The sequence below is a fragment of the Flectobacillus roseus genome, assembly GCF_030056595.1.
GTDB lineage: Bacteria > Bacteroidota > Bacteroidia > Cytophagales > Spirosomataceae > Flectobacillus > Flectobacillus roseus.
This window is the reverse complement of sequence record NZ_JASHIF010000010.1, coordinates 179,229-195,198: the sequence shown is the minus strand read 5'-3', so window position 1 is coordinate 195,198 and position 15,970 is coordinate 179,229. Positions and strand designations below refer to the sequence as shown.

Sequence of the window (15,970 nt, the reverse complement as noted above, 5' to 3'; positions counted from 1 at the left end):
TTTTTTTCTTCAATGAATTTCAATAACTTCCGAATAGGTTCCTACCTCAGAGCATCATAAATATTTACCAATAAACAATTTAACAAATATTATCCAATGAACTCACGTCGTGACTTTCTCAAAACGTTTGCTGCTACTAGCGGTGTAATGGCTTTTGCACCAGAAATGTTAGCTGCTTCTGAAGCTAGCAAAAAGCTTTTCTTCGAAATTTCTTTGGCCGAATGGTCTTTGCACAAGGCGATTTTTGGTGGACAAATGACCAACCTCGATTTTCCTGTAAAAGCTCGTAAAGATTTTGGTATCGGTATTGTAGAATACGTAAATACTTGCTTTAAGTCATCTACCAAAGATTTTAAAGAAAACGGGAAAGATAGCGCTTACTTGAAAGAATTGCTGATGCGTTGCAACGATAACGGTGTCAAAAACCACCTAATCATGTGCGATGCCGAAGGCGACATGGGAGATTCTGACGAAAAGAAAAGATTACAAACGGTAGATAACCACAAAAAATGGGTAGAAGCTGCCAAATTTTTAGGCTGTAAAACCATTCGTGTTAATGCTGGTGGTAAAGGCTCTGCCGAAGAAGTAGCAAAAAATGCAGCCGATGGCTTGGCTAAACTTAGTGAGTTTGCAGCTACGATGAATATTAATGTTATTGTAGAAAACCACGGTGGATATTCGTCAAATGGCGAATGGCTTACAGGTGTTATGAAGGCCGTAAACATGAAAAACTGCGGTACATTGCCAGACTTTGGCAATTTCTGTATCAAGCGTGACGCTACCAACTGGAGAACTTGTGTAGAGGAGTATGACCGTTATAAAGGCGTAAAAGAACTGATGCCATTTGCCAAAGGGGTAAGTGCAAAAACAAATGTTTTTGATGCAGATGGCAATGAACGCGTTATGGATTACGTTCGTTTGATGAAAATCGTCAAAGATGCTGGTTTTAAAGGCATCGTAGGAATCGAATTTGAAGGCGAAGAGCTGAGCGAAGACGAAGGAATCAAGGCTACATTAAAATTACTCCAAAAAGTGGGAGGAATCTTGAGTTAAGCCTGTAACTTTGTAGTTAGCAAACTGGATACCAGCAGTTTTATCAAATATAAACTACATTTTACTTAGGATATGAAAAAGTTCTTGTTAGCAATACTTTGCTTACTCTTTGTCCAATATACCAATGCTCAAGATACGGCTACAAAGCCCAAAATCAAGTGGATGACCCTTGAGCAAGCTTTTCAGGCTATCCAGAAAGAGCCTCGCAAAATCGTTATCGATGTGTACACAGGTTGGTGTGGTTGGTGTAAAGTAATGGATCAAAAAACCTTTACCGACCCCAAAGTTATTGAGTATATCAATCAAAAGTATTACGCCGTAAAACTCGACGCCGAGCAAAAAGACGATATTACGATTGGAACACAAAAGTACATTTGGCAAAACGGTTATAACCAAGCAGGCGTGCAATTGTTACAAGGAAAAATGTCGTTTCCTACGATGGTGTATCTGGACGAAAAATTCAATATGATTCAGCCAGTGCCAGGCTATCAGGATGCTAAACAGTTTCACCAAATTATTACTTACTTTGGTGACGACCACTACAAAAAAGGAGAATGGGATAAATTTCAAAAAGATGTTTACCCTAAGCAGTACGGTAGCACAAAATAAATCAGCATAATCATTTGATTGGGCAAAAAGCTTCAGTAGATTTTTGAAGTTTTTTGCCTTTTTAAATAAGAATCTAACTTTAAGTTAGTGCGCAAAATAAAATTTAAGATGTGCTTTGGGCTTTCAGGTATCGGCTTTCGGCGGTGGGCTTTGGAAAAAAGCATGGCTGCGGTTATTAAAAAATATTTTAACACTCTTTGCCTTGTGCCTGTTGCCTTGTCCCTAAACACATCATTTAAATCTAATTTTGCACTACTACTTAAGTGATCGTGCAGAATAAGATTTAATCAATTGGAGATGTAAGATATTGATAATTAAAATTTTACATTCACAATTCACAACTCACAATTCAGCACTAATACTTAAGTATTACTACAAAATAGAATTGCATTAAAATGCTCTAGGCTATAAGCCATAGGTCTTAGACAGAAAATGTATTCATGATTTTGATAGAAATACTTTTAGCTTATGGCATATAGCTTAATGCCTATTGCGGGTAAAATTTATTTAATTTTGCCGACTAACATTAAAATTACCTTTACCTGACATTATTGCGTAAATAAGAACCAAACCATACATATACTAAATTTTGATTGCTAAGCATTTACTACACAATGTTTTTTTGTAAATTTCGATAAATACATATTCCAATAAACGGAATAAGGGTAGCTTCACATAGCCTTAAATTGCTTTTCTTTGGGAATCAATTATTTGTACGATAAATTAGGAGAGTATAGTCATTTGTATAAAATTGTAGTCAACATTCTGAAAACTACCATCGCCCTTTCGTAGCCAATTTTGAATTCTTACTTTAGATTGCATACTATTCTTATGTGAACTATTACCATTTCGTTTTAATTGATTCTATTGGGTGTCCACTCTTAGCAAATTTTGTTTAACATAACATGATGAAAAAAAGTTTTTTGAGTCTGCTTGCCGTAGTATTACTCATTGGTACCGCTGCCTATAACCCTATCAAAGACGAAACCGACGAATTAGAAGAAATCTTTCGCCAAATCAATACCGAAGTTTTGTCAAATGGGAAAGCTTACGAAACGCTAGGACAAGCTTGCAAAACCATTGGTCATCGCCTTACTGGCAGTAGCAATGGAAAAAAAGCGGAAGAATATGCACATAACTTACTAAAATCTTACGGTTTTAGCGATGTCAAATACCAGCCATTTCAAGTAGAGGCATGGTCACGCGATACCGTTACGTTAGCCATTGCGCCACGAAAAAGTGATAATTTCCGTGATGTTGAAGTCGTTTCATTAGCCATGACTCCCGTGGAGGCAAAAGTTACGTCTGAAATAGTTGACGTAGGCAATGGATTGGAAGGTGATTTTCAAGCCGTAAAAGATAAGCTTTCTGGCAAAATTGCCCTTGTCAACATTGGTTTGTTAGCACCTATCAAAGGACCACGTAATTTGCACCGTTCCGAGAAAACTGCCCTAGCTATGCAATATGGCGCTGTTGGGGTCATTTTTGTGAATACGGTAAAAGGAAATGTCCTATTGACAGGTACTGCCTCTGTAACAGGAAGTTTGATTGAAATTCCTGCTGTTTGTGTGTCACTTGAAAGTGGCATGGAGCTTCGTGCTTGGTTGAGTCAAGAACCCAATTTGGTAGCGATGATTGACATGAAAAACTTTAGTCGCATGATTAAAGCTCGTAATGTGATTGCTACACTCAAAGGTAGTAGCAAACGTCATCAAGATGAGAAAATTGTCATTGGTGGTCACCTCGACTCATGGGATTTGGCACATGGTGCATTGGATAATGGCATTGGCTCTTTCTCGATTTTGGATATTGCTCGTACCTTCCAAGCGTTGAAACTGAAACCTAAGAGAACGATCGAGTTTGTGATGTTTATGGGTGAAGAAGAAGGGTTGCTTGGCTCAAAAGCTATGATTGAAAAGCTTAATAAAAGCAATGCTATCAACAAAGTCGCTTTTATGTTTAACCTCGACATGGCAAACAACGCCAATGGGTTCAACACATCGGGTCGTGACGAGATGGTACCTTTATTTACAAGATTTGGACAAGTAATTCAGAAAGTTGAACCTTCTTTCAAAAATACAGTCATCAATCAAGCAGGATTGCACTCCGACCACCAAACATTTATGCTTGAAGGTATTCCTACAGCATCGCCAATCGGTAGTATTGCCCCAGAAGCTATTGGTTGCTATCATGCCAATTGTGATAAATTTGATTTAATCAAAAAAGATGAAATCAATAATACCGTTCGTTACACAGCGATGATGCTATATGCGATGGCAAATGCAGAAGAGATTCCTGCTAAAAAGATGGATTATTACTCAACACGTGATTTTTTCATCAAGCAAAACCTTCGCAAAGAGTTGGAGCTTGGTCGTGAATGGAAATGGGGCGCTAGCGAATAAGAATATTTCATAAAAGTTGGGGTTAAGTCAAAATAACCTCCATAGCCGAACTCCAACTTTTATGGTTTCAAATCATACGAATAAAAAGGATTTTTAAGTTGATAAATTGACCACTCACTAAAATATGCTGATTATCAAAAGCATAATGTATCAATCTGGCAACTTTTATGTAATTTTATAGTATATGTCATATTGATAGGTACTTACAATACCTGAGTAATTTAAAATTATTTGTAATTTTGGGAGCTTAAATTTGCTGTTGGCACACCAAAGTATACTGACCGAGGTAGCGACCCTCTATTACTTGATTATCCTGTCTTTGCGACTAGCATAATCCCTAACTTATCCTTACTGAATATTATTAATCCTTAACCCGTTTAAGCGTATGGCATTTTTTGATCATAATATCGAACTAAAGGATGATAAGCCTTCTAATATTATCAAAGTCATAGGCGTTGGTGGTGGCGGTAGCAATGCTGTTCGTCACATGTATGAAATGAAAATTCAGGATGTTGATTTCGTGGTTTGTAATACCGATTTACAAGCCTTGAATGATAATTCTGTGCCAACAAAACTTCAGTTAGGAGCCATTCTTACCGAAGGTCTTGGAGCGGGTACCGAACCAGAACAAGGTAGATTAGCCGCCGAAGAAAGTGCAGCTCAGATTACAGCGTTGTTGGAAGGTGGCACCAAAATGGTATTTATCACCGCAGGTATGGGTGGTGGTACAGGTACTGGGGCAGCACCTGTTATTGCTAAGGTTGCCAAAAGTCTTGATATTCTTACGGTTGCTATTGTTACTGCTCCTTACTCTTGGGAAGGAACAGAAAAAATCGATGCTGCTATGCGTGGCATCGAAGAACTACAACGTACTTGTGATACAGTTTTGGTAGTACTTAACGATAAATTACTTGAGATTTATGAAGATCTAAATATACTTGAAGCATTTGAGCACGCTGATGATGTATTGGCCAATGCTGCCAAATCAGTCGCTGAAGTAATTACCAAGTCTGGTAAAATCAACGCCGACTTTAAGGATGTTAAAAAAGTACTTAGCAACGCTGGTCAAGCGGTAATGAGTACAGCTTCAGCAAAAGGACAAAATCGTGCATCTGAAGTAATCAAAAGCGCGCTTGATTCGCCATTGCTTAACAACAAAGACATCAAAGGTGCTAAACGTATCCTTGTAACTGTGGCTACTAGTAAAGCTAAAGTTATGGGCGTGAAAGAACAGCAAATTATCACAGACTATATCATGCGAGAAATTGGCGAAGCTCCTGCTGGTTTCAAACTTGGTTTTATCCTAGATGATGATTTGGATGAAGAAATGCGTGTAACGGTTATCGCCGCAGGATTTGACTTGGGCGACGATGCTCCACTACCTGTAAATGGTAAAAATGTCGAAGAAAAAGAGCACATCGTGGCTCCTAAACCTAAGCCGACTACCATTAAAGACCTTGTGGATAGACCATTATCACCAAAACCTGTAGGTAATTTCAACAATCCTCATAGAGTGCCTGTACCTGCTGCACCTGTGCCTCAACCACAGCCTCAACCTCAACCACCTGTGGTGACTTATGAGGAAGAGGAGGTATATGAAGAAGAAGAGGAAAGAACAGAACATAAACCAACGTTTTATTACAAGCATGAAGATGATACACTTCGTGTTAGACGTATGATAGATAGTTTTTGTCAAAAAATTCCTAACGAGACAGACCTTGAGACTCCTGCTTATTTGAGACACAAAGTGCCTTTAATAGATATTAGTCAAGTTCCTGAAGTTGAGTTGTTTGACCAGCCATTGTATGAATAAAAAAAAGGGTATCGATTTCGATACCCTTTTTTGATATAATCACCTGAATAATTGTAATTTAACTTGCAATAGGCTGTACGCTATATGCTGTAAGCTAAAAGTTATGCTTGCCTAATGCTTACGGCCTATAGCCTAAAGCGTATTTGCACTAATACTTAACACTTTATTTGATTTTAAACACAGCTTTCATATCAAATCTCACCTTGATTTTTTGTACATCTACTGTACTCTCTTGCATAGGAGCAGCGTCTGCGGACATTGCCATTTCACGCTTCATTGCAGCATATACGGGTTGAGGATAATAGCCATTATCAATTTCGTATATTTCCAAAGCTTCACCCAACTGCTCGCCGATTCCTAATAATAAGTAGTTTGCTTTTTCTTTAGCATTTTGGAGAGCCTTGATTTTTACTTGTTTTTTCAAGTCCTCAATTTTTGAGTATTCAAAGCGCTCGATATTCGTTGTGAAAATACCTTTTTCATCAACACGGTTCAGAATAGCATCAATTTTTGAAAGGTTTGCTAACGCCAAAGTATAGGTTTTACTTTCTAAGAAATTGGTTGGTTTTTTCTTTCCCCACCATTCACGATAACCGTTGATACCTCCAACTGTTAAAGCCTCTTTAGGTAAACCAGCATCGGAAACAGCTTTTTGTAATTGCTGTTCTAATACCAAAATATCTACTCGGTTCTTGTTGTCTTTATCTTTGAAATATTCTCTCAAAGTAACTGAAACAAAGATTTTATCTGGTAATACTTCTTCTTCGGCAGTACCAGTCACTTCAATTTTTTTCACAGGGGCTTTATCGTTATTTTGTGCTTGAGTCGAGAATAAAACGCCACCAAACATTGCCAAGGCCATCATTATTTTTTTCATAATAGTACAAAGATTTGTTTTTGAAATATCAATTTATGTCTTTACAACGGGCTTTGGATAGCTCAAGTATGTATTAACAAAAGTTTAACAAATAGCCGAGAAATCAATCGTGAGGCTATTTTCATATTTTTTCCACTATTTCACTAGCCACTCTTTCTCCCGAACGAATGGCACCATCGATATATCCATTCCAAATTTCGGCGGTTTCGGTACCTGCCCAATGGATATTTCCTACAGGTTCACGAAGATGTTTTCCCAAGCTTGTCCAAACTCCTGTAGGCATCAGTCCTGCGTAGCACCCACCCGAAAATTCTTCTTCTGCCCAAGATTTATCCACATAGAATAGGGGAGTTTGAGCTTCCTCACCAAAAAATTGAGTAAACTGTTTTAGCACAACGTCCCTACGTTGTTGTTCTGACAAAAGAGAGAAAGCTTTTGCTTGATTTGCCAATACAAATCCCATCATAATTCCCTTTGAGCCATCTTTTGGAGAATTATCGAAAGTGACACTCACATATCCTTCATCACTTGCGGCTAAACCATTCAAGCCTTTTTCTCGCCAAAATGGTTTTTCATATACCGCATAACATTTCCAAACACTTCCCATCGGCATACGCTGCACCAACTGCTGTCGGTTGGCTGGCAATGCTGGTGAAAACTGTATCTTGTGCGTGAGGGTAGGCGGAATTGCTACAACAACCTTGGAAGCGTGATAATGAAAATCCTTCCCAATGACTTCAACTCCTTGTTCATCTTGCACGATTGCGTCTACACGATGATTTAGTAGAATGGTGTTTTCGGGTAAGGCATCTGCCATTTTGATGGCTAAAGTTTGTGCTCCACCTAAAATCCGTTCTTCTTGAGCTCCATTTTTTACATTCATCAAGGTATCAAAATCTCTTCCCGATTTGGTGTAAAATAAGGCATGAAGCATAGATATTTCATTGGGATGCGCTGCCCAAATAGCCTCAGAAGCTATTCCAAAGAGTTTTCGAGCAGTTTTAAAACGCATTTGCTGATTCATCCATGATTGTAAAGTCATGCTATCCCAATGGTATGCATTTGGCGTATTCCAAGGACTGGAAAGGTCAACAGTTTTAGATAACTTATTGATTGTCTTGATAGCAAAATCTAGACTCAGCAAAGCAGGAATAGGCAATGGAGGAATCAGTCCCTTATAATTTTTACGCTTTCCATTCATCATCAGGGTACTTTTTCCTTCATCGTAGGTGGGAAATGTCGCTAGTTGATATTCTTTCAACATGGCATAAACTCTATCTTGTGAAGGACCAACCCATGTACCTCCCATATCGAGATAAAAGCCTTCGAAGTGCTCAGTATGTACCCGTCCACCTACACGGGGGCGAGCTTCGAGCACACGCACGGTTTTTCCAGCTTGAAGCAAAGCCTTTGCGGCGGTGAGTCCCGCAAAACCAGCTCCAACAATTATGACATCTGTGGAGTTATTCATGAAAAGAGAGTTTTTATCACAATTGAAATGATATATGGAGACAACAGGCTATGAGCATATATTCATTGTTGTCCTATTCTTTGCTAGTCGATGACAGGTGAAACTGTTTTATGATAAAAATCATTTTCTATTCACCTTATAACTATAATTATTTTATGAAAAAATTAGCATTTTCACTGAAATATAGTCATTTTTTGAGCATATTCAAATTTTAGAAAAATTATCAAATCCCATAAATTTTATGTAGCTTTGTCTATAAAGCAAATAGAACTACTCTGGATACTGGATTTGTTATGGAGGAGAAAGGCTTCCATTGATTCGAGCCCAAAAGTCCTTTAGTAAAAGATTCAAGCATCAAGAAACTAAACAGAATATGATTTCCAAGAAAGCCAAATACGCTTTAAAAGCTTTAAAAGTACTAGCTCGTGAATATGAGAAAGGTCCTTTGTTGATTGCCAATATTGCCGAATCAGAGCACATTCCAAAGAAATTCTTAGAGGCAATTCTATTGGAACTCAGAAATCACGGCATTTTGCAAAGTCAAAAAGGGAAAGGGGGCGGATACTATCTTAGAATGTCTCCCGATCAAGTGACTTTTGCTAAAATTATCCGCATTATAGATGGTCCAATTTCTCCAACACTTTGTGTTTCTTTGCATTTTTATGGCAAATGTGACGACTGTGTGAGTGAAGAAGCTTGTTCGCTTCGTAGCGTAATGGAAAAATGGCGTGATGCGAACCTTACGGTATTAGAAGACACTACTTTAGCTGATTTGATTAAATAAATCAACAGGCATTCTTTATTGAATGATTTGCGATTGAGTGGATGAGTAATTGTATTAGAATTATTCTCCAACTTTATCAAAAAAAGCGGTCGAAAAATTAATTTTTCGACCGCTTTTTTTGATAATATAGCTCGGATTAAGACCCAATCATTGCGTCTCTACTGACACAAAATAATCAGTCATTCACTAAATTAGAGACGATTCAGCATCACAGAAATTTAGAGCGTTTTTTCCAAGGCTTTCATGATTTTCCCTAAACCTTCGGCATCTACTTCCGAAAAGTCATTGAGCAAGTCAGAATCTACGTCTAATACCATTGCCACATTTCCTTCTTTGTCAAAAACTGGCAATACAATCTCCGATTTTGAGGCCGAAGAGCAGGCAATATGCCCAGGGAATGCTTCTACATCGGGTACAATTACCGTCTGTTTTGTAGTATAGCAATGGCCACAAACTCCCTTGTTAAAGTTGATACGTGTACACGCCAATGGCCCTTGAAATGGCCCTAAAACAAGTTGATTTCCTTTGGTCAAATAAAAACCTACCCAAAAAAAGCCAAATGCTTCTTTTAGTACTGCCGAAATGTTTGCCAAATTGGCGATTAAATCACTTTCGGTACTAATCAAAGCTTCAATCTGTGGGATAACAGCCTCGTATATTTCTTTTCTATCTTTTGTTTCTGGAATAAATAAATTCTCAGCCATATTTGATTTTAATTGTTTGTTGATGTGCCTGATTGGCTTTTGGCTTTGAGCTGTCAGCTTTCAGAACAATATACTTATCGCCTCCTTGCCTAAACCCTTAGCCCTATAAACTAAACTAATTGCTTAAAATATCTCGCCATCCATGAATCACCTGCGGGAAGCGTCCATTTCTGTTGGAACTCAGCCACTGTAGCGACAAGCGTATTGACGATAGGAGTTTCAGGCGTAATCTCACCAGAAGTTACCAATCCTCTGATTTTCAACATCTCAACAGTTTCGATGGTATCGCCTTTAAAATAGGCAATTGAGCGGTCAAAGAAATTGACATTGAGGTGTTGTGTTAACTCCTTAAACCAACGCCCAGAGGCATCAATAGAGCATCCCGAAGCAGCGTTTTGCTGTTCGTCGGCGGCTACAATAATAAATCGATTTTGAATAATCTGAAAAGCTCCCAATAGCGGTGCACCATGTGCTGCCCATTGTTCAATTTGTTGTTGAAGATATTGACCAACAAAAGCTATTTCGTCAGATGAAAGAAGGCGTTCTGTTTGATAAACCCAAACACGTGCCGAAGGAGATATATTTTCGAATGCTATGTACATAATTGTAATGGCTTTTAGTAAGCTTTGACAAAGATAAAAATAGGGAATCTCTTTGCCAAAGCCTACACCAACAACTACATACTTGCGTCAATGAGTTCCGCTAGGTCATAAACTTTTACGGAGTCTTCTTTTTCTTTATTTTTCACCCCATCCGACATCATGACCATACAAAATGGACAAGCTACAGCAATGGTTTGTGCACCAGTTTCTAGGGCGTCTTCGATGCGTTCTACGTTAATATCCTTATTACCTTTTTCAGGCTCTTTAAACATTTGTGCACCACCCGCACCACAACACAAACCTTTGGTGCGACAACGCTTCATCTCTACCAATTCGGCATCGAGGGCTTCTAATACTGCTCTTGGCGCCTCATAAACCTCATTGGCACGACCCAAATAGCAAGAATCATGATAGGTAATCTTTTTACCCTTGAAACTACCACCTTCGGCCATTTTGACTTTACCGTCGTTAATCAACTGTTGCAAATACTCCGAATGGTGCAATACCTCATAGTTGCCTCCAAGGGCAGGATATTCATTTTTGAGGGTATTGAAGCAATGCGGACACGCCGTAACGATTTTCTTGATACCATATCCATCTAATACTTGGATGTTCATGGTCGCTTGCATTTGGAACAAAAACTCATTACCTGCACGACGTGCTGGGTCACCGGTACATGATTCTTCGGTACCTAAAACCGCAAATTTAATTCCTACACGATTAAGAATTTTGGCAAAAGCAATCGTAACTTTTTTATATCGGTCATCAAATGACCCTGCACAACCTACCCAAAATAAGATTTCTGGGGTTTCGCCTTGCATAGCCATATCGGCCATGGTTGGCACTTTGAATTCTAGCGCTTGTGACATCTGTTGAATATTTTATGGTCGGAAAACCTTTTCGTCTAAAAACTTTTCTGTGCCTTTTTGTACTCCTTCATAATCTTTCGAAAGTACGTACGAGGCTATTACGTGGTTGCCTGCATTCGGGAATACCTGTTTCTCCTTTTTCGAAGCATCAACGCCCAATTCATCGTACATTTTGAGCATAGCAGGTACTGATACTACTTTATCCTGTTCTTGCTCATTTTTATAATAATACGCCAAATAGGTTGGGCATTTTACTTTTGCAAATGTTTCTGGTGTCATCACATGAGTTAAGAAATTTTGCAAAGCAATTAAGCCATCTACATGATAATGCGTTGACCAATATTTGGCATGAAGCGGATTGTAGGGTTTAAAATCTCGTATTTCTGAGCCCATAATAGCGGTAGCTAATTTTTTACCCCAAGGATTATCAAGCGCTGCTGCATTTTTATCAAATATCTCAATACAAGGCGAATACAACACAATCGATTTGATTTCAGGATGTCTCGAAGCAAGATATAAGGTTAGCGCTCCGCCAAATGAAGTTCCTACTACGATGACTTCTTTACCTAGTTTTTTGGTAATCGCCAAAGCCTTTTCTACCGACTCTAATACTTGGTCTGTGGTAAGGTTTTTCATGGTGCTATCGCCCAAATCAATTCCATGCCCAGCCAAACGTGCGAGGTACAAATTGGCATGGTACTTTTTTGCCAAATTGGTATGAACAGGGTCACCTTCTTCTTGACTTGCCGAAAAACCATGAACATACAAAAGCGCAACATCTGTTGGCTTTTTTTGTAGAGAATCAGCCCAAATAATTCTTGCCTGATTGTCTTCTCTAATACCTTTTACGGCTTTTTCTTCGGCATTTATCTGAGCTTCGAGCGCATTTAAAGAATCGGGAAGACTAAAGCTGTAATCTTTCAAAGTTGGAGCATCAGGTTTGGGTCCCAACAAGTAGAGAATACCACCAAACCCGATGACCCCGAAAAGTATGCTGATGAAGCGACGCATATTGTGTTTTGTTTTTTTGAGTTAAAAGTTTTTTTGAGGCACAAAGTGGCAGAGGGACAAAGGCACAAAATGTGTTTTCAATCGAAAGAAATATTTTTTTCACTTTGTGCCTTTGAACCTTATCCCTCCTTCTGCGCCCAATTGAATCGATCTGCTGGCGAGAATTTCCAAGGAGCCTGATTGTTTTCTAAGTTCGAAAACATCGCATTCCATGAGCCTGGGGCATCAGATTCTTCCATGATTTGGTATCGACGCAATTGGAGAATAATATCTAATGGAGAAATATTAATAGGACATTCTTGTACGCAGGCATTACACGTAGTACAAGCTCGTAATTCTTCGGCTGAGATATAATCGCCGTACAACGACTTTCCATCATCCACGAATTGTCCTTTATTTTGCGTCATATTGCGTCCAACCTCTTCCAAACGGTCGCGAGTATCCATCATGATTTTTCGTGGCGACAGCGCCTTTCCTGTAAGATTGGCAGGACATTGCGAAGTACAACGACCACATTCGGTACAAGAATAGGCATCCATCAAGTTTTTCCAAGTCAAATCTTTGATGTCTTTTGCTCCAAAACGAGCAATTTCAGCAGGTGCGTCCGAGGCAGGTTGTTCGAGCCCCAGCATGATTTTTACTTCCTGCGTTACAGATGGCATATTAGCCATTTGTCCTTTGGCTTCCAAGTTAGAAAAATAGGTATTGGGAAACGCCAAGAAAATATGCAAATGCTTTGAATAAGTCACATATGCGGCAAAAGCCAAAATCCCAAGGATATGCAACCACCACGCCAATCGCTCATAGGCAATCAAAGCCGTTGTATTCCATCCCTCAAAAATTGGTTTGAGAAATCCACTAAATGCAAAAGTTCCCACAGGATGATAATGCTCAACTCCTCTCGATTGCAAAACGCTGTCAGCAGCATTCATGCTCAAAAGAAAGAACATCAAGATAATTTCTGAAAACAAAATCGTATTAGCATCAATTTCTGGAAAACCACTCAACTCACGGTGGCGATTAGCTTGAAGGCGTTCTACTTTGGTAATATTTCTACGAACCAAGAAAATCACACATACGACCAATACCCCAAAAGCCATTGTTTCGAAGAAATTAATCAATAGGGGATAGGTATCGCCCAAAATTGGCGCAAAAAGACGGTGTGTTCCCAAGAGCCCATCTAAGACGATTTCGAGCACCTCGACATTGATTAGCAAAAAGCCTGCGTAAATAACAAAGTGCATTAAACCAATCAAGGGGCGGTCAAACATCTTTTGTTGTCCAAAAGCAATTCGTAGCATCATAGCACGACGTTCTTCGGGACGGTCGCTACGGTCTTCATCACGACCCAGTAAAATCGTGTTGCGAATAGTTTTGATTCGTTGTCCGATAAAATACCCTGCCGCAGCTAATGCTAACAGAAATAGGATTTGTTGTACGACTTGCATAGTAAGTTGAGATTATTGCTGATTACTTTTGGTAGTGACGAAATCTTTGAAAAACTACCTGATTTTGCCGTAAAAAGCTACCAAATATATTCTTTTAATATTTTTTCATGAAAAAACTGCATATTGCAAAGATGGGCAAAATTAAAATAGTATGCAAGCATACTATTTTAATTTTTTTCTATTTTTTTGTAAAATTTTTCATTGATGTAACTTTCTGAAAATCAAACAAAAAGCCCCTAATTTTAGAAATTTCACAATTTTTTTTCATTTTTTTTGCGAAAACATTTTGGTTTTTAATTTCTGTCTACTAATTTTGCAGTCCCGAAACACACGAACAAAACACGAAAATGTAACGGGAAATCAGAACGGTGAAGTAGCTCAGTTGGTAGAGCATCGGACTGAAAATCCGTGTGTCGGCGGTTCGAGTCCGCCCTTTACCACAAAAACCCTCTCAGATTCATTTCTGAGGGGGTTTTGTGATTTTAGGGAAAAAATGAAAGATTTCTTTCTCTCCACAAAAATTGTGGCTATATTATCTACAAAACTTATCTATTTCACATCTAAGCTCATTTCAGATGATTGATGTCCGAAGTTCTATTCAAAAACTCAAATCCATTCGACAGGGTACTTCCAAATATGGAAATGCCCCACATAAGCTTATTCTGATCCTGACTATTATCGAGCTAATTGAAAACGGACACTTTCTAAAGAATGAATTTTACATTGACCCAGACTTTGTAGCCCATTTTAGAGAAAACTGGACTCTTTTGGTTGATACAGCACATAGTCCAGACTTTACTCAGCCTTTTTATTATCTTCAAAACGAAAAGTTAGCGGGAGAGCCTTTTTGGAAACTTCATCTCAATTTTGGTTTTACCCTCACAAATCACATCAGGAGCATCAACATTTTAAAAGACGTGGTTAAATACGCTTCATTTCAGGAGGACTTTTATCTCTTATTACAAAATTCAGAATTTAGACTTTTAGCACAACATACCATTCTTGACACCTATTTTACAAAAACGAAGGAGCAATTCGTCATTGCCAAACAATTTGGGAAAGGATATATCAACGATTTAGAAGGCTTTTTGTTGAACGAAAAGGAAGCCCCAATTTATAATATTGGCTTCAGCTCAATCGATGAAGAGGAAGTTTTTGTCAGAAGTGGATTATTTCCACGCTTAATAAGAAAAGTTTACTCTTCCACTTGCTGTATGTCAGGAATGAAACTTATCACTGATTTTGGCGGAGATTTGATTGAAGCTGCCCATATCATCCCGTTTAGTGTTTCAAAAGATGATAAAGTCACGAATGGATTAGCCCTTTGCCCAAACTTACATACAGCGTTTGATAAAGGTCTTGTAAGTATTGATGACCATTTTAGGATTTTGGTTTCTTCACAAATTAGTGAAAACACAGAACATCCTTACAGTCTGGCACAATTACGTCAAAAAAAGATCATGATGCCATTTGGATCAAAACAATACCCTAATATTGAGAATATTCGTTGGCATCGCGAACATATTTTTAAAGATTAGTATCCACCACTTCCACCTTCAATTCCTTCCCTAAGCCCAATGCTACAATTTTGTGAAGGGTTTCTAATTGAATATCGCTTTTGCCGTTTTCAATTCTCGAAATATAGTTTCTGGTTGTACCTGCGCTCAAAGCTACTTCTGCTTGGCTAAGACCTGCTTTTTCTCGGGCTTCTTTCAACATAACTCCTACGGGTATTGTATCTATGTTCTTGATGAAATGACTTTGTTCATAAAGAACGTCTGGGTCGAGGCTAGTGGGAACTTCAATACGCTTGTTTCTAAAATTTACTACAGAGGTATGATTCAACCATTCTAATGTTTTTGACTCATTTACGGCCACATGCTTGAATACCTCCCAATCTTTCAGTGCAAGAAGATGTGCGTTAGCGTTTTTATTCCATTGTTGAAAAAATGGCTCGAAATCTATCACTCGTATCTCAGCCGTAGTCCAAATTACGGTGATTTTATACGGCTCAACTGATACAATCTTAGTAATACGGGGTAATTTATTCATGGCGTCGAAATCTATTATTTGATATATCCTTTCAATAATATTTTTATCCAATCGAAAAATGTTACCTAATTAGATAACATCACTCACAATACTAGTGAATTTATAAAAACGCCCAACATTAACCCTCTGATTATTTTCGATTTACGCTATTCTGCTATCGTGAATCAGAATAATATTTTCGGCACAATTCTCATTATCTGAATTTTCCAATACCTATTTATTACCACTATTTCCAACAATTCCTTCTATCCTTGGTTAATATTTGCTTATATTTT

General features: G+C 38.3%; 14 protein-coding genes and 1 tRNA gene. 7 read left to right on the top strand and 8 right to left on the bottom strand.

Annotated elements, in window-relative coordinates; all coding sequences use genetic code 11:
• The first annotated feature begins 96 nt into the window (after window positions 1–96).
• From QM524_RS13335 to ftsZ, 4 genes are all read left to right on the top strand, one after another.
• The gene (locus QM524_RS13335; RefSeq protein ID WP_283344982.1) at window positions 97–1,053 is read left to right on the top strand and encodes a sugar phosphate isomerase/epimerase family protein; all 957 of its coding nucleotides are present in this window, start codon (window positions 97–99) and stop codon (window positions 1,051–1,053) included.
• 72 nt (window positions 1,054–1,125) lie between these two features.
• The gene (locus tag QM524_RS13330) at window positions 1,126–1,662 is read left to right on the top strand and encodes a thioredoxin family protein (RefSeq protein ID WP_283344981.1); all 537 of its coding nucleotides are present in this window, start codon (window positions 1,126–1,128) and stop codon (window positions 1,660–1,662) included.
• A gap of 908 nt (window positions 1,663–2,570) precedes the next feature.
• Window positions 2,571–4,064: a M20/M25/M40 family metallo-hydrolase gene (locus tag QM524_RS13325; RefSeq protein WP_095161177.1), complete on the top strand. Its 1,494-nt coding sequence runs from the start codon at window positions 2,571–2,573 to the stop codon at window positions 4,062–4,064.
• Window positions 4,065–4,449: 385 nt separating this feature from the next.
• A complete protein-coding gene (ftsZ, locus tag QM524_RS13320; protein WP_283344980.1) occupies window positions 4,450–5,877 on the top strand; it encodes a cell division protein FtsZ in 1,428 nt (475 codons plus the stop codon).
• Window positions 5,878–6,040: 163 nt separating this feature from the next.
• Here ftsZ and QM524_RS13315 read toward each other — a convergent pair whose 3' ends face one another.
• Both QM524_RS13315 and QM524_RS13310 read right to left on the bottom strand, forming a co-directional pair.
• Window positions 6,041–6,754, bottom strand: coding sequence for an SIMPL domain-containing protein (locus tag QM524_RS13315; protein ID WP_283344979.1), 714 nt, complete (start codon window positions 6,752–6,754; stop codon window positions 6,041–6,043).
• Between the two features lie 121 nt (window positions 6,755–6,875).
• Entirely contained in the window at window positions 6,876–8,225 is a 1,350-nt protein-coding gene (locus QM524_RS13310; protein ID WP_283344978.1) for a flavin monoamine oxidase family protein, read from the bottom strand.
• A 373-nt stretch (window positions 8,226–8,598) separates the two neighbouring features.
• On the opposite strand from QM524_RS13310, the gene QM524_RS13305 reads away from it, so the two are divergent.
• Window positions 8,599–9,009: an RrF2 family transcriptional regulator gene (locus QM524_RS13305; RefSeq protein ID WP_095161028.1), complete on the top strand. Its 411-nt coding sequence runs from the start codon at window positions 8,599–8,601 to the stop codon at window positions 9,007–9,009.
• A gap of 218 nt (window positions 9,010–9,227) precedes the next feature.
• Here QM524_RS13305 and QM524_RS13300 read toward each other — a convergent pair whose 3' ends face one another.
• The 5 genes from QM524_RS13300 to QM524_RS13280 form a co-directional block, all read right to left on the bottom strand.
• A complete protein-coding gene (locus QM524_RS13300; RefSeq protein ID WP_095161027.1) occupies window positions 9,228–9,713 on the bottom strand; it encodes a GAF domain-containing protein in 486 nt (161 codons plus the stop codon).
• 110 nt (window positions 9,714–9,823) lie between these two features.
• Entirely contained in the window at window positions 9,824–10,315 is a 492-nt protein-coding gene (locus tag QM524_RS13295) for a hypothetical protein (RefSeq protein ID WP_283344977.1), read from the bottom strand.
• Window positions 10,316–10,389: 74 nt separating this feature from the next.
• A complete protein-coding gene (locus tag QM524_RS13290; protein ID WP_095161025.1) occupies window positions 10,390–11,184 on the bottom strand; it encodes a (Fe-S)-binding protein in 795 nt (264 codons plus the stop codon).
• A gap of 12 nt (window positions 11,185–11,196) precedes the next feature.
• Complete coding sequence (locus QM524_RS13285) at window positions 11,197–12,195, bottom strand: alpha/beta hydrolase (RefSeq protein WP_283344976.1); 999 nt, start codon at window positions 12,193–12,195, stop codon at window positions 11,197–11,199.
• A gap of 119 nt (window positions 12,196–12,314) precedes the next feature.
• Window positions 12,315–13,643, bottom strand: a complete 1,329-nt coding sequence (locus QM524_RS13280; RefSeq protein ID WP_283344975.1) for a (Fe-S)-binding protein — start codon at window positions 13,641–13,643, stop codon at window positions 12,315–12,317.
• Between the two features lie 367 nt (window positions 13,644–14,010).
• Between QM524_RS13280 and QM524_RS13275 the strand changes: the two genes are divergently transcribed.
• Together QM524_RS13275 and QM524_RS13270 are read left to right on the top strand one after the other, a co-directional pair.
• Window positions 14,011–14,083, top strand: a tRNA-Phe gene (locus tag QM524_RS13275).
• A gap of 135 nt (window positions 14,084–14,218) precedes the next feature.
• Entirely contained in the window at window positions 14,219–15,181 is a 963-nt protein-coding gene (locus QM524_RS13270; RefSeq protein ID WP_283344974.1) for an HNH endonuclease, read from the top strand.
• Here the strand turns inward: QM524_RS13270 and QM524_RS13265 are convergent.
• Entirely contained in the window at window positions 15,171–15,695 is a 525-nt protein-coding gene (locus QM524_RS13265) for a helix-turn-helix domain-containing protein (RefSeq protein ID WP_283344973.1), read from the bottom strand. The two genes, QM524_RS13270 and QM524_RS13265, sit on opposite strands and share 11 nt — an antisense overlap.
• Between the last annotated feature and the right edge of the window lie 275 nt (window positions 15,696–15,970).